This is a genomic window from Pseudoalteromonas sp. M8 (assembly GCF_018141365.1).
Taxonomy (GTDB): domain Bacteria; phylum Pseudomonadota; class Gammaproteobacteria; order Enterobacterales; family Alteromonadaceae; genus Pseudoalteromonas.
Window position 1 is genome coordinate 831,436 of record NZ_CP047239.1, and the last position, 15,296, is coordinate 846,731.

Here is a 15,296-nt window from a genome sequence, read left to right on the forward strand (position 1 = left end):
TCTGGCATTTTCTTAACTAGTAGTGACATCAATTATAAAGTTTCTTCTAACCACTTGAAGAATTCACGCTGCCAGACTATTCCGTTTTGCGGTGTCAGTACCCAGTGGTTTTCTTCAGGGAAATAAAGAAAACGGCTTTTCAAGCCTCGTAGTTTAGCAGCTTGGAAGGCTTGCATTCCTTGGCTCAGCGGTACACGGTAGTCTTTACCACCATGGATCACGAACATCGGAGCATCCCACTTATCCACATAGCTGATTGGGTTAAACTGATTGTATGCCTTGCTGATGGCCGCATTGTTTTGCTCCCAGTACGCGCCACCCAATTCGTTGTTCACGAAGAACATTTCTTCGGTTGTGCCGTACATACTGCGCAAATCAAAAATGCCACAGTGCGCGATAAAAGTTTTGAAGCGGCCATCATGATTGCCAGCTAAGTAAAACGCAGAATAACCACCAAAACTTGCACCAACTGCCGCGATACGTTTGTTGTCAACGTATGACTCTTTCGCAACATCGTCGATTGCGTCAAGGTAATCTTGCATTACCTTACCACCCCAATCTTGGCTGATATCTTTGTTCCATTTCACACCGTGCCCTGGCATACCACGGCGGTTTGGCGCAACCACAATGTAGCCTTGTGATGCCATCACTTGGAAGTTCCAGCGGAAGGAATAAAACTGAGATAACGGCGACTGTGGACCACCTTGAAGGTATAACAGCGTTGGATATTGCTTACGCTTATCAAAATTAGGTGGGTAGATAACCCAAGTTAGCATGTCTTCGCCGTCTTTTGTCTTCACCATTCGCTTTTCAACGTTAGGTAAATCCAAATCAGCATAAAACGCCTCGTTCACATTTGTCAGCGCAACAAGCTTTTTGCTATTCAGATCAAAGCGGAAGATCTCTTTTGCTTGATTCATGCTATTGCGAGTAACCACTAGCTGATCGTCTAGGGCGGCAACAATGCTATTTACATCAAACATGCCCTTAGTTAGCTGCTTAATTTTTGGATTAGCTTTGGTTTTGGTGTTCACCGCTACTTGAAATAGCTGGATTGTTCCGTCAACTGGTGCAATAAAATAAATATGCTTACCATCATGACTCCACTCAAAACTGCTTACCGTGCCGTCCCAATGCGCAGTTAAGTTGACTTCTCTGTCACCCAACTTAACGATAATGTCATTTTTATCCGCCTCGTTACCCGCTTCATCCATACGTAAGAAAGCCAGCAACCCTGTCGATGAGAACTCAGGGCTTTTATCATAACCCAAGTTTTGCTCGGTTAGATTGGTGGTTTTCTTACTGGCTAAGTTATAACGATAAATATCTGTGTTGGTGCTGCTCGCATATTCTGCGCCAGTCAGCTTTTTACTGACGTAGTAGATATTTTCACCTTTAGGGCCCCAAACATAATCGCTTGAACCACCAAATGGTGACGTCGGACTATCAAAAGGCATCCCTTTCATGATGTCGACTTTTTCTTCAGTAGTCAGGTCCTGATAGAACACATGTTTAACACTGCCGTCTTTCCAAGTATCCCAATGGCGGTAATTTAAATCATCAAATACATAAGCATCTGCTTGCGTAAGTGCTTTATGTCTATCCGTCGCCAACACAGCTTCAACATTGACGGTGTCATGAAATAGTTTTTTGCTGCCATCTGGCGAAATGTTGTCGTCTGACAATATCCCTTGATATGCGCTTAAAAGCTGGGGCACCCCACCCTTTAACGGCACTTGATAAACTTTGCTATCAAAGTCATTGTTTTCAACACTAGGCGTTGTAACTCGATAAATCACATGGGTTTTGTCTTTAGATAACCCAAGCGCACTTACGCGCTTTACTTGCCAAAGCTTGTCAGGGGTCATTACCTCTTTGGCAACCAACCCAAAACTTGGTGCTAATCCTAAGCTAGCACATAAAAGAATTCGCAACATCGCGAAATGCCTCCAATAATCAAATCCCACCTAGACTACATAAAGCGGGAAGAACTTAAAAGCATTCGCGATAAGATACTTTCGTCTCTAGCGCAGGTAACCTAAAAGCAGCAGAAGTTGCTCAAAATAAATTTACGTTGTGCTGTAAGTTGGCAATTCGGTATTTTCTCGGTGTTTGATTGAATAATTTCTTAAACGCTTGCACAAACGCAGAGTCAGAAGCGTACCCCAACTCGATAGCAATTTCCTGTATGCTCTTTTGCGACTCTAACAATTGCAAAGATAAAACTAACCTCACATTTTGTCTCCACCGTGAAAATGATTGGGAAAACTCTCTTGAGCACAATCGCGACAAAGTGCGCTCAGAAGCGCCCACTTTTGTTGCCCATTCCTTTAACGTAAATGGTAAATCCGGTTGCTCTTTAAGCTGTAAGAAAATGGATAAAAGACGTTTATCGGTAGGTATGAGCAAAGGTATTTCATAACGGTTTGCGATCTCGATCTGATCTCGCAATACCGTTAGCAAATGTGTGATATTGGACTCTGCTTGAGTGAGCGTCTCGTTTTCAAATAGAAGCAGTATTAATGCTTTAATAAATGGCGTTACCAGACAGGATTTTGGTTTGTCTCCATACTGAACATATTTGTCGGGATTAAGGTAAATCGCCAAAAACTGTGTATTTGTAATCGCTATGGATTTATGCACTGTATTTGCGGGTATGTAGAGCATGCCATTGTGAGGAACAATCCCGCTTTTATCGCCGATACTTGATTGCAGCAGCCCCTGCAAAGGAAACACAATTTGATGCCACAAATGTGAGTGAAAGTCATCAATATAACCAGAAGCCATATTCGTCGTTTTGGTTATGATTTGTTTATTAGGAGAACCTTTGATGAGGTCATTAGCTTGCATCTTGGCGACTTATCAACATTAAACGTCTGTTAGTATAAATTACGCCATCCAAATTTAATATACCATCTACAGCCTATCGTTAATTAAAAGGCACAAAGATGCATATTCACTTTATCGTTCATGAACATTTCGAAGCGCCCGGCGCCTATGAATCGTGGGCAAATAAACGCGGCCATACCATTACCTACTCGCGAGTTTATCAAGGAGAACCGCTCCCAAAAAATGCCAAAAACCTAGATTTTTTGATTGTAATGGGAGGACCTCAAAATCCGTCGACAACTATTGAGCAATGCCCACACTTCGATACAAAAGGTGAGCAAGAAGTCATCTTGAACTCGATTACCGCCGGAAAAGTTGTGCTTGGTATATGCCTAGGGTCGCAACTCATTGGTGAAGCGTTAGGTGCAACATTTGAACCTAGCCCTGAACGTGAAATAGGAAAATACCCGATAACCTTGACGGAAGCTGGGATGACACATCCACTATTTAGTCATTTTGGAAAAGTTTTGGATGTCGGTCATTGGCATAATGATATGCCGGGGCTCACCAATGGATCACAAGTGATTGCATATAGCGCGGGGTGCCCAAGGCAAATTGTCGCCTATCGCGACTTGGTGTACGGCTTTCAGTGCCATATGGAATTTACTAAAGATATCGTCGCATTACTGATTGAAAATGACGACCTCAGTGACGCTTTACAGTATCGATTTGTAGATGAGCCAGAGATTTTACTGAACCATAACTATGACGAAATGAACCAAAAACTGTATGGTTTTTTAGATAAGTTAGAGAGCTTTTATAAATCACAGTCCGAGTGTTAATTATACTATTTAACCTGAGATTTGAATCAGATAGCCAAGAGCGGAATTAGAACATCTTTTTCTGTTAAAAGTAAATGCAGACGCCTGGGATGGACGGGAAATGTCTAATTTATCAATGTCAAATCAATGCACTCTGGCTGTAGAAAGCTTGAGGTTAGTTTCATAAAAATCCACTTAAATATAAAGAGATAGTCTGTTGTATCTAAAGTTAGAACTTGCGTATAACGGCGACTGATTCGAAAATTCCCAAATTTACATAACAAGTGTTTTGTTAAATACAAAAACTGTATTAGAATTGCTCCATTGACGAGCACTGGCTGTTTAGGTTCAGGCTGAAGCCTGTGTTCGATGTTAGAACAACTTTACTGGGGGAACCCGATGAAAAATTTTCCAAACCTGTTAAAGGTAATCTTTCTCCTTTTCGGATCCGTTGTATTGCTTGTTGGATGTGAACAAGCCCAACCTGATGTCCAAAAGCAAGTGTCTAGGCCAGTTAAACTGTTTGCTGTGGAGCAAACCGCAACAAGCTCAACTTACCGCTATCCAGGCAGTGTGTCTTCTGTCAAAGAGACTATTTTGGCATTTGAAGTTCCGGGAAAAGTGATTGATTTACATATCAAAGAAGGAGACTTTGTCAAAAAAGGTACGGTATTAGCGGAATTGGACGATCGTGACTATAAAGCACAGCTAGACAGTGCTAAGTCAGATCTTTCCGTTGTTAATGCAGATTATCAAAGGTATAAAAAAGCGCTAAAAGCAAATGCTGTTACTGCTCAGACGCTGCAACAGGCTAAAAGGAACCTTGACGTCGCATTATCGGCTTTTAATCAAGCAGATAAGGCGTTAATGGAAACTAAGTTAATAGCACCATTTTCCGGGCGCATAGTGACAAGGGATATTGAGCCCTTTGCTACTGTGCATGCCAAGCAACCGATCATGCAAATCAATAGTGAAGCTGGGTATGAAATGGTAGTAAGTGTGCCTGAATCCATTTGGGCGCAAGGGGAAAGAGTCAAATCTGCCGCTGATATTAATCTTGAAAATCAATTAGTTGTTTCACTGAGTGCATTTCCCGATGAACGGTTTGAAGGCACTATTACCGAATTTTCTGGGCAGGCAGATACCGTCACTAGAACTTATAAAGTCAGAGTTGCCTTTAGCGTACCAGACAATGTATCTGTTAGCTCAGGTATGACCGGCCATGCTATTTATACCGAGCTTAATGAGCAGAAAAATACACTCTTAATTCCACTGGATGCCGTTGTAGGTAATAGCGATAACTCTGCCTTTGTTTGGCTTTATGATCAGATACAAGGGAAAGTGACCAAACAACCCATTACAGTTGGCAATATCACAGATAAAACAGCTCACGTTGTTTCTGGGTTAAAGTCTGGCGATGTAATAGCAGTATCCGGCGTGCATAGCTTATATGACGGCTACCCTGTTTACCCTATGAAGGATTAAATCATGAGTATTGCAGCCGTAGCTATAAATAACAGAGTTGTGACGCTGGTTTTAACCGTAGTTATGCTCATTTCTGGCCTGTACATTTTTAATGGTATGAGTCGCTTGGAAGATCCTGAATTCACCATAAAAGATGCATTAATCATCACGCCCTACAGCGGTGCTTCAGCCTTGGAGGTCGAGCAGGAAGTAACAGAGTTACTTGAAAAAGCAGTGCAGCAGTTGGGTGAATTAGACAAGGTAACTTCAAAATCTGAACGGGGTTTATCAACGATAACGGTAACTATTAAAGAGAACTATAACAAGGAAACCTTGCCGCAAGTCTGGAACAAATTAAGGCAGAAAATAGATGACGTGAAACCGTATTTACCGCCAGGTGCGGGTCCTTCGTTAGTGATGGATGATTATGGTGACGTTTACAGTATTTTTATGGTTGTTACTGGTGATGGTTACAGCTTTAAAGAACTAAAAACCTACGTTGACAACCTCCAGCAGCAACTATTGCTTGTTGATAATGTGGGAAAAATAACCACTTTCGGTGAGAAACGGGAAGCGATATATATTGAGTTTAATCGCGCCCGTATGGCGCAGTTAGGTATGTCGCCCGATGTAATCACGGCGCAATTAAGCAGCAAAGGTCTGGTGGTTGATGCAGGTAAAGCGCATGTCGGCAGCGCTAACCTTGCTATTTCCACAACAGGTGCTTTTACGCAGGTTAGTGATTTTGAGAAACTCCTGATTACCCATGAGACGAAACAGTTTTACCTGGGCGACATTGCTCAGGTAAGCAGAGGTTATGAATCGCCAAGTTCGCAGCTTATTTACTATGATGGCAAAGCCGGTATCGGTTTAGGCATTTCGACCGTTTCTGGCGGCAATGTTGTAGAGATGGGGGAAGCTGTTTTAGCTAAGTTGTCGGCGTTAGAAGTTGAGCGACCAGCAGGGATTGAGTTTGGCTACGTTTCGCTACAATCAGAGGGCGTTAAAGAAGCCATCTCAGGCTTTACGTCAAGCCTGGCGGAGGCTGTGGTCATTGTTATCGTGGTTTTACTGTTCTTTATGGGACTACGAAGCGGCCTACTCATCGGCTTTGTATTAATTCTAACTATCGCGGGTTCATTCATCTTCCTTGCTCCTATGGGCGTAGCGTTAGAGCGTATTTCTCTTGGAGCTTTAATCATTGCGCTCGGTATGTTGGTTGATAATGCTATTGTAATTGTCGATGGCGTGTTGATAAGAATGCAAAAAGGAGAAAGTGCTAAAAGTGCCTCCCCGAAAGTGGTGAATCAATCGGCTTTGCCGCTATTAGGTGCTACTTTAATTGCAATATTGGCTTTTGCTGCCATAGGTACTTCTAATGATGCGACAGGTGAGTATTGTCGCTCATTATTCCAGGTGGTAATGGTATCTTTGTTGTTAAGTTGGGTAATCGCTGTTACCGTCACCCCGCTGCTATGCGTGATGTTTTTAAAAGCGCCAGAAATCAACGACCCAGCAAACCCATACCAAGGCACGTTTTACACCAAATACCGAAACTTCTTAGCATATTGTATCAGGCGCAGGTATTTAAGCTCTGCATCTGTGATCGGCGTTTTTGTGCTGTCTTTGTGGGGCTTTTCGTTTGTTCAGCAGAACTTTTTCCCCAGTTCAACGCGCGCTCAATTTATGGTTGATCTCTGGTTGCCACAGGGAACACACATAGAAGACACACAGAAAAATGCTCAATCAGTTGAAAAATACTTATCGCAATTAGCCAATATTGAGCACGTGACGACAACCGTTGGCGAAGGTGCGCTGAGATTTCTGCTGACATATCAGCCACAGCAGCCCAATAGCAGCTATGCTCAATTTTTAGTCGATGTTAACGATTACAACACAATTAAAACGTTAATTCCTAAAATTGAAACAGATCTATTACAGCAATTCCCGAATGCGCTAGTTTATGCCTCACCTTTTGAACTTGGCACTGGCACAATTGGCAAAATCCAAGCAAGGATCAGCGGGCCTAATACTGACGTTTTAAGAGAAACATCCGATAAAGTATTTGAGGTGTTCTCTAAAGAAAGTAACGCCAAAGGAGTCAGAACTGATTGGCGAAACAAGCAGTTGTACATTGAAGCAGTGCTTGCTGAAGAGCAGGCAAATGCCAACGGCATTAACCGGGCAATGGTAGCCGAAGCCATCAAAGAAGCTTTTGAAGGCGTTACAACCGGCGTATACAGAGAAAACAATTTACTGCTGCCAATTATTGTCAGGGCTGAAGCAATAGAGCGCTCAGACATCACTAACATAGACAATCTACAAATCTGGAGCCCTAATGCGCAAAAAATGATCCCGCTAAGGCAGGTTCTGCTGGGCTTTGAAACCAAGCTTGAAGATGGCTTAATTCTCAGAAGAAACCGTGAGAGAACCATCACTATTTTCGCTGATCCGATAACAGGCACAGCATCCGAGCTGTTTGCCATGTTAAAACCGAAAGTAGAAGCTATCCCATTGCCTTCTGGTTATACCCTGGAATGGGGTGGTGAATATGAAGACGCCAGCAAAGCAGAGCAGGGGCTGGCATCGAGTATTCCTGTGTTTATATTAGCGATGATCTTAATAACGATAGTCATCTTTAACTCGTTAAAACAAACCTTAGTTATCTGGTTATGTGTTCCGCTTGCTTTAATAGGTGTGACAGCTGGCATGTTGGCAACCAATCAGCCTTTTGGCTTTATGGCATTGTTAGGCTTTTTAAGTCTGATTGGCATGCTTATAAAAAATGCCATAGTGTTGGTCGAGGAAATTAACTTAGAGCAAAGCGAGGGAAAACCTCTGATAGACTCGATATTAAATTCCGGTGTAAGCAGGCTACGCCCTGTTGCTATGGCAGCGCTTACCACAGCTTTAGGCATGATCCCGCTTATTTTTGATGCATTTTTTGTCTCTATGGCAGTAACCATTATTGCCGGTTTGATATTTGCAACCGCGCTAACAATGATAGTGTTGCCAATTTTATATGCGCTGATTTTTAAAGCGAAAAACCCTTAGCACAATATTCGGAACGTAGTGTTGACCGTGTGGCATGCATCACACGGTCATTGCAGGTCTAAGCAAAGTGATTATACCTTTTTTAAACTGAGTTATTTTGTCTGCAGACAGCCTGTTGGGATATATGGATCGCATTATCATCAGGCCATCTCCCATAGCACTGAGCTGTTCAGCTAGTATGTCAGCAGGAATGTCATTTCTGATTTGCTGAGTTTTTTGACCATTTTCTATGAAAAGCTGTAGTTGTGAAATGAAAACGTCATAACGCTTTTGCGCGTAATTAACAAAGGATTCATCCTCAGCAGCATAAGACTGGATTTGTAAAAATGCTTTCCAAAGGTTGCCGTCGTCATTATAAGTCCAGCTAACCCATTCTTCTATCGCCCGCTCTACATCAAAGTCAGTATTCCTTGCCAGTAATAGTGTAAACCGTCTAAATAATTCATCAGATATTCCCTTCATTAACTCACTTTTATTAGCAAAATAATAGGTAATCGCACCGGTAGTTACCTTGGCTTTATTGGCAAGATTACGCATTGATAAACCTGCATAACCTTCATTGGCGAGCAAATCAATCGCAATATTCAACAATTCATAGCGTTTTTCATCATGATCTCCGGCAGGACGTCCGCGCGAAGGTTTGGCAACTTTGGTGGTCTTCATACCTATCCATTTTAATAAAATTATTCGTAAAAAATTTCAATGACACCCGCTAAACGTTTGGTCTACACTTTTGACTAAAGTCTTAAATTAAACCTTCTTAACAGAGTACAAAATTTGTTTCCAACAATTTTCGCATCAGAACCCAAAGGTAGCAACAGGGACTTCAGCAATGGCAAATAGCAATAAATCATCTTTAGCTGCCGTATTTGACATGATCAAGCTTGAATCAAACGCGGTATATCTACAGAAAAAATTTCTTGACCACCGAATTTACACTGTAGCGATATTACTGTTATTAATTCCGCTAGGATTTATTGAAGGGTTGTTCGACTATAAGAATCAACCAACAGTAGAAGATGAGCTATTCCACCTCAGACTGTACCTGTTTTTACTCATCATACCTGCAATTTCAGTTTATAAAACTAAAAGCTTTAAAATAACCACAATAATCATTACCTTAACAACAGCCGCTCTCGCTTTTCATGCAGTAAAAGCAGCTGAGATATTGGGGGAGGAAGCTCTGCATACAGTAACTACGGTAGCGGTTTTTCCATTTCTTATATTTTTTATCCTGATTAGCGTGTCTGTTTATATTCAAATCACTTTTTTAGTTTTGGCTTTTTTGTTTGTTATTTACTTCAAGCTTGCACAGTCAACGAGTGACGTATTGCACGACACGTATTTTCAAATAGCATTTCAGTACAGCCTAGCGGCGTTGTTTGTCATGCTGATATTTTCGTGGAGTTATTATCGTCGTTTTTGTCTAGAGCTTGCTTTAGAAAAAGGCTCAAAAACCGATCCTTTAACCGGCGTAGCAAACCGCAGGCATTTCGACATTGTGCTTAAAACAGAGGTTAACCGAAATGCCCGTTCAGGGAGCAATTGTGCCCTCATTTTATTAGACATTGATCATTTTAAGCGTATCAACGATACCTATGGCCACCCGACTGGTGACCGCGTTATCTGTTGCCTTGCAGATACCTGCGTTACTCTCTCCCGGCAAATTGATTTAGTCGCGAGACTCGGCGGGGAAGAATTTGCAATTATTCTGCCCAACACCAAAATTGAAGACGCAAAAAATCTTGCTGAGCGGATCAGACTACACGTCGAAAATATCGAAGTAAAAAGTGACGCGGAAGAGCCTGTAAAATGGACTATAAGCCTTGGAATATCCGCTTGGCATGCTAGCCAACAAACCAATCAAACAAAAGAATGTTCAGCTGAGAAAATGATTCAGCAGGCAGACACAGCGCTTTATGAAGCCAAGAATAGCGGACGCAACAACACTGTATTGTACAAGTAGAGCTAACTAAATCATCAGGTCTAAGGTCTGGATACGACTCCAATTTGCCCATAGATTAATCAAAAAGTAACTCCGTCCTTAAGTTTCCGTTCCAAGCCGCTCCTCTTCGTTTCGCTGCTAAACTGCCTTTTTACCTTGATGCCCCCTCATTATGTTTGATACTAACATCGGGTCTAAGCACCTCAATCCACTCTAAATGCGTGATAGAACAAGTCAATGACCCCCAACCCCAACCACAATTCGCATCTATATTATGATGGGTGGGTGTCTTCCATTCGCTTATATGAAAAACAACAACTTAAACAGCATTTAAATATTTAAAAATACTTTACCCATCTCGCTGATGTTTTTCGTTTATAGCCTGCAAACCATTTACATAATGGGTATAAAAGCGCGCTTAAAAACATTGCGAATAGCCATATCTGCCAAACATGATAAAAGCCAAAATATGCAGTTTGACTGCTACCATAGTGCTGATTCGTACCAAATAGCCATTGTGCCAATATACTAAGAACAAGTAGCGCGTATAGGTGCGTAATGTAGAAAAACATTGGCGCTGACCCTAATACTCGAACCGGCTCTAATACTCTGAGCGCATTAGTCTCTAAAAACGCTAATACGAATGCACCAACTCCCAAGGTAAGTAAAATAAAATCGAGAGACGGCGGATATTTAGTAAAGTTAAAAAAGTCCATTGTGGTGAGAAGTGTTGTTGCCTGTTGAGACCAATCAAGTGTTTCTCCGTATAGATTTAATCCTCTTAAAACCAGTAACCCGACTAATAGCGCAGCTCCGCTTTGCAATAAAATGGTTTTACGTGCTTGCGATGACACTGAGCCTGAAAATAAAGGCCCTACCGCATAGCCGCACAAGATAACGCCAATCCAAGGTAAAACCGGATAAGACGCTTTTACGTTAACAACAGCATCTGCGACTAAATAACCTCGGTCATGCAGAATAGTCCAAACGGTATAACCTATTTCGTTCGGTGCAAACTCGATGGGCGACAATAAATTATGACCAGCAACAATACTTACACCCAATATTGCAATCACCCTGCGGGGTAAAGCGACCATCAGTGCCAATACCACCATACTGACGCCAATTGCCCAAATAACTTGCAAGTACAGTGTTTGATACGCGCCAAACCAAGAAAAATTAACCAGTGTCATTTCAAGTAAAATTAAAAATAGGCCACGCTTTAAAAGAAATGACTGGGCCGACCGCTTCGCACCGTTTGCGGGGTTTTCATACAACCAAGCCGATAAACCTGTCAAAAAGACAAAAATAGGCGCACAAAAATGGGCACTTAAACGGGTAAAATACAACTCTGGACTCGTGGTATGAATGTCCATTGGATCAAGAACTGGTACATGCAAGAAAAACCGCTCTCTCACATGGTCAACCAACATAAATAACATCACGATGCCACGCAGTATATCGATAGAAGACAACCGTGTTTTACTGTTTTGAAGATTATTCATTACACTCTTTCTCGTGTTAAAAACGAAAAAACAGTCCAAGTAAAATGACTCAGACTGTTACTCTCTCGACAAGCAGAAGACTTAAAATATGCTAAGACTTTACGCTCGTATTAGGGATCAAAACTGATACTTCACACTTGCGCTGTATGTTGTAGGTGATCCCGGCATGGTCCATAGTTTGTGATAGGAGTTTTCAAAATAGGTCTTATCAAACAGGTTGTTGATGTCCAGTTTCACACTTACCTTGTCATTTAATTCAACCGATGCCGATAAATTAACTAGCGTATAGGATGGCAAAATGAAGTTTGCGTCTGTTGTTTCGCCCAGACGATCACCCACATAATTCACGGTTGCCCCAAGATAGGATTCTTTTCCTAAAAGTGTGGTGTAATGCTTCAGTGAAACATGACCAATATGGTCTGCAACATTAATCAAACGTGAGCCTTTGGGAATAGGCACGCCCCAGTCTGCATTAATCACATCATTTGCGGTTTTTGCGTCGGTATAAGCATAAGCAAGCGCGAGCACAGTATCGTCGGTTAACTCAGTCGTTAATTGAAATTCAATACCTTGGCTTTCTACTTCGCCCAAGGTTGCCGATAAGCCCGTGTCAGGTTCAGCGGTAAGCATATTGGTTTTTTGCGCATCAAAAAGTGCAATGCTACCCGAGAAACGATCCGCAACACCTTGCCATTTAGCGCCAATCTCAAATGATTTAGTTTCCTCTGGTTCAAACGCATTACGATTAGAATCTAAACCTGGATTTGGCCTAAACCCTTCTGCGTAACTTGTGTACAGATTAACTTTGTCATTCGCGTTATAAATAAAACCCAAGCGTGGTGTAAACTCGGTTTGCTCTTGGCTTTGCGCTTCATCACTACGAAGGTTAAGAATGTCTTGCTCAAATTTATCAACACGGACACCCACTAATACTTTCGATTTCTCGGTCAGTTCGATCAAGTTTTGAGCATAAATACCGAGACCTTTTTGGTTTTCTTCGGTCAACGTCTTTAGAACAGGTTCTGGTTGTGTTTGCGTGTAGTCTGGATTATTTGGGTTAATGCTATAGGTGGTATCGCCCGACCCCCATGCCGTACGCCATACTTTATAATCAGTATCAATGTCAAAGTTATAGTGATCAACGCCCACTAGAATGTTGTGCTTTACACTACCTAATTCAATTTCACCACTGAGTTCAATACGCGCAGAAACATCCAAAGCCTGGTAGTCTCGAGCACGTCTTTGACGAGAAAGTAGGCTCGCGTCTGTGTATATCAGCTGTCGACCATCTGATAATTCGGTATCTGAAGATACACCTTCAAATGAAGAATCTCGATAAGCAAACCCGGTGAGTATGTGCCAATCATCGCTTACCTTATGATTTAACACTAACTGATGACCTAAGGCTTCAACTTGGTGCGCACCATCACGAATATCACCATAAAAAGCGTCCGTGTTAACGTCATCAAAGTTATTATTTAGAATATACACACCTCTATCCAACGGCTTTTTCTGATTGAGTACTTCCATTTCATAGCTCAGACTCGTGTCATCAGAAATATTCCACAGTACCGACGGCGATAAGTGCAAGCTATTGATTGAAACATGGTTCCTATGTGTGTCTGAATCTTCATATGCGCCATTTAGTCGATAAGCAGTTTCTTTGGTAGCTGAGTTTGTGTAATCAAATTCAAACTGTTTTTTACTGTAATTACCAAACGTTGCTTGAATATAACCTTGCTCTTCGAACTGAGGCTTTTTGGTAATGATATTGATAGTGCCACCGGGCTCCCCTTGCCCATATAACGCAGAGCCTGGACCTTTCATGACTTCAATGCTTTCGATATTGGCTGTACTTCTATTGCCGTTGTAGCCTCGAGAATTAAAACCATTGACAAGATAACCTGATGGATTATTTTCATCACCCGAGAAACCACGGATAGCAAAGCTATCAAACATGCCTCCAGAGTTATTTTGCCTAACAACACTCGGTGTGAGTTCTAACGCTTCCATAAAGCGAGTAATACTTTCGCTTTCAAGCAGTTCTGAGCTAATGGTATCGACTGCTTGAGGCGTTTGAACTAAAGGTACATTACCACGATAGGGCTGCCGAAACTGTTTAATCTCTATATGCTCTATCTCCCCGTTTGGGCTACGATTTGAAGCTGATTCTTGCGCAGTGGTGCCATTAGCCACCAAAATGAGGGAGAGTAGTAATTTTTTGTTCACTGGTATCTCTATTTTCTGGAATTTAGATTTTGATACAATATAACATACCTCCGCGTATTATTGTTATTTAATAAATTGTCAATTGACGCTTTTTTTGTGTATTTGGTCGAAAGCTCTCAATTGCTTGAGCGCGCAGCACTGACACTTGGTAGTATTTTCCTCATGCTGTTTGTGCTGTTACAAGGCGGGAATATTTACGGTAAAACGGTGGCATGGTGACACTTTAGCTCAGTGATACCGAAAGCAAGGTCGGTATTTAATGTGACGAAGTGCCCACCATCACTTCACTTTATTCTCATCACATTCGCTGCAATGAATTTAAGCTTAGCTATGCTAGAAAGGCTACGCAAAAACGTAACCCGTGCACCAAGAGAATAGGCTCGGTTCCCAGCACACCTTTGTTTTCTGCATTTGTACGCGCTACTTTTACGTTACACACTAGCCAAATTATTATTAGGCACAAATCATGGGGAATATTTAAGCGTTGACCACTTTGATTGGGGTATTGTATTGGCCTACAAAATGAATTAGCCACTAAAAACACGTTGATCCATCACCTTGGTTGCAGTATTTGTAAAAAGTGACCGATAACAGTTAAAAATAGCTGGAAATATAGTATTGGCGCCTCACATCCATGCTAATACTATATTTCCATTATTACCGCACACCTTGCTACAACAGACCCGAAATAGAATTTACTAAACCTTGAACTAGCTTAGGCCGAGCCTCAACAAATTCTAGATTTACTTTATTCGCTGTAGAAACGATCCGTGTTTGATACTTTTTACGGTCGGTCACCTCGTTTGAAGTCACCGATTTATAGCCTGAGTTACCTTGCTTTAGTTTAGCTCTATTACCTTCTTGTACTTCGACACCCGATTTCGCGCGCTCAGAAACCTGTAAGTCAGTAACAATATTAAAATAAACGTCTTCCACCATTGCATCAGCAACAAAGCCCGCAGCTGCGCCAAGCAAGCCTGCAGCAGCTTGTCCTCGACCACTACCAAACTGAACACCAACAATAGCACCCGCTACAGCCCCACCATAGCCTTGGGCTAAAATTCCTCGATTTTCATCAGCGGTTGTTCTGCCAGCTTTGAGAATATTCGCTTGGATCCAAAAGTGCGCTGCATCTGGGTCATTAACAACCTTGTAGCCTTTTGACAATAATGCAGTTTGTATCTCGTTAGCGATGACTAAATCCTGCTTATCCGATGTGTTTCTGAGTTGCAAAAACACTGTGCGCTTGTCCTGACTGACTGGATCTAGAAATATAGAGTCGCTCATTTTAGTTTCAACTCTTAAATCTCGCTTTTTCACCGCAGTGTGCATCGCATTACACCCAGCCAGCTGCACTAACAGAAAGAGCAAACAAAGCAGTAAAGGCAAATTCCAAACGCCTGATATAGATTTTCCTGTAGATTGTTGTGATATAGTGCCGTGTTCCAT

10 protein-coding genes are annotated in these 15,296 nt (G+C 41.9%); 4 read left to right on the forward strand and 6 right to left on the reverse strand.

Features of this window, described 5'->3' with window-relative positions:
* Positions 1–32: 32 nt before the first annotated feature.
* A complete protein-coding gene (locus GSF13_RS03350) occupies positions 33–1,937 on the reverse strand; it encodes a S9 family peptidase (RefSeq protein WP_211865142.1) in 1,905 nt (634 codons plus the stop codon).
* 121 nt (positions 1,938–2,058) lie between these two features.
* Positions 2,059–2,850: an AraC family transcriptional regulator gene (locus GSF13_RS03355; RefSeq protein ID WP_010603751.1), complete on the reverse strand. Its 792-nt coding sequence runs from the start codon at positions 2,848–2,850 to the stop codon at positions 2,059–2,061.
* Between the two features lie 98 nt (positions 2,851–2,948).
* Between GSF13_RS03355 and GSF13_RS03360 the strand changes: the two genes are divergently transcribed.
* The 3 genes from GSF13_RS03360 to GSF13_RS03370 all read left to right on the forward strand — a co-directional run bounded on the left by GSF13_RS03360 (position 2,949) and on the right by GSF13_RS03370 (position 8,168).
* The gene (locus GSF13_RS03360) at positions 2,949–3,671 is read left to right on the forward strand and encodes a type 1 glutamine amidotransferase (protein ID WP_211865149.1); all 723 of its coding nucleotides are present in this window, start codon (positions 2,949–2,951) and stop codon (positions 3,669–3,671) included.
* 378 nt (positions 3,672–4,049) lie between these two features.
* Entirely contained in the window at positions 4,050–5,135 is a 1,086-nt protein-coding gene (locus GSF13_RS03365; RefSeq protein ID WP_206472528.1) for an efflux RND transporter periplasmic adaptor subunit, read from the forward strand.
* A gap of 3 nt (positions 5,136–5,138) precedes the next feature.
* A complete protein-coding gene (locus GSF13_RS03370; protein ID WP_211865151.1) occupies positions 5,139–8,168 on the forward strand; it encodes an efflux RND transporter permease subunit in 3,030 nt (1,009 codons plus the stop codon).
* Between the two features lie 39 nt (positions 8,169–8,207).
* On the opposite strand, the gene GSF13_RS03375 is transcribed toward GSF13_RS03370, so the two are convergent.
* A complete protein-coding gene (locus GSF13_RS03375; RefSeq protein WP_010603755.1) occupies positions 8,208–8,831 on the reverse strand; it encodes a TetR/AcrR family transcriptional regulator in 624 nt (207 codons plus the stop codon).
* 169 nt (positions 8,832–9,000) lie between these two features.
* Between GSF13_RS03375 and GSF13_RS03380 the strand changes: the two genes are divergently transcribed.
* Positions 9,001–10,134, forward strand: a complete 1,134-nt coding sequence (locus GSF13_RS03380) for a GGDEF domain-containing protein (protein ID WP_211865153.1) — start codon at positions 9,001–9,003, stop codon at positions 10,132–10,134.
* Positions 10,135–10,451: 317 nt separating this feature from the next.
* On the opposite strand, the gene GSF13_RS03385 is transcribed toward GSF13_RS03380, so the two are convergent.
* From GSF13_RS03385 to GSF13_RS03395, 3 genes are all read right to left on the reverse strand, one after another.
* Complete coding sequence (locus GSF13_RS03385) at positions 10,452–11,618, reverse strand: heparan-alpha-glucosaminide N-acetyltransferase domain-containing protein (protein WP_211865155.1); 1,167 nt, start codon at positions 11,616–11,618, stop codon at positions 10,452–10,454.
* A 117-nt stretch (positions 11,619–11,735) separates the two neighbouring features.
* Entirely contained in the window at positions 11,736–13,847 is a 2,112-nt protein-coding gene (locus GSF13_RS03390; protein WP_174169538.1) for a TonB-dependent siderophore receptor, read from the reverse strand.
* A 672-nt stretch (positions 13,848–14,519) separates the two neighbouring features.
* A complete protein-coding gene (locus GSF13_RS03395; protein ID WP_099031941.1) occupies positions 14,520–15,296 on the reverse strand; it encodes a complement resistance protein TraT in 777 nt (258 codons plus the stop codon).

Coding starts and splice junctions, on each gene's coding strand:
- GSF13_RS03350 (WP_211865142.1), bottom strand. CDS start 1,937: ATGTTGCGAATTCTTTTATGTGCTAGCTTAGGATTAGCACCAAGTTTT.
- GSF13_RS03355 (WP_010603751.1), bottom strand. CDS start 2,850: ATGCAAGCTAATGACCTCATCAAAGGTTCTCCTAATAAACAAATCATA.
- GSF13_RS03360 (WP_211865149.1), top strand. CDS start 2,949: ATGCATATTCACTTTATCGTTCATGAACATTTCGAAGCGCCCGGCGCC.
- GSF13_RS03365 (WP_206472528.1), top strand. CDS start 4,050: ATGAAAAATTTTCCAAACCTGTTAAAGGTAATCTTTCTCCTTTTCGGA.
- GSF13_RS03370 (WP_211865151.1), top strand. CDS start 5,139: ATGAGTATTGCAGCCGTAGCTATAAATAACAGAGTTGTGACGCTGGTT.
- GSF13_RS03375 (WP_010603755.1), bottom strand. CDS start 8,831: ATGAAGACCACCAAAGTTGCCAAACCTTCGCGCGGACGTCCTGCCGGA.
- GSF13_RS03380 (WP_211865153.1), top strand. CDS start 9,001: ATGGCAAATAGCAATAAATCATCTTTAGCTGCCGTATTTGACATGATC.
- GSF13_RS03385 (WP_211865155.1), bottom strand. CDS start 11,618: ATGAATAATCTTCAAAACAGTAAAACACGGTTGTCTTCTATCGATATA.
- GSF13_RS03395 (WP_099031941.1), bottom strand. CDS start 15,296: ATGGAACACGGCACTATATCACAACAATCTACAGGAAAATCTATATCA.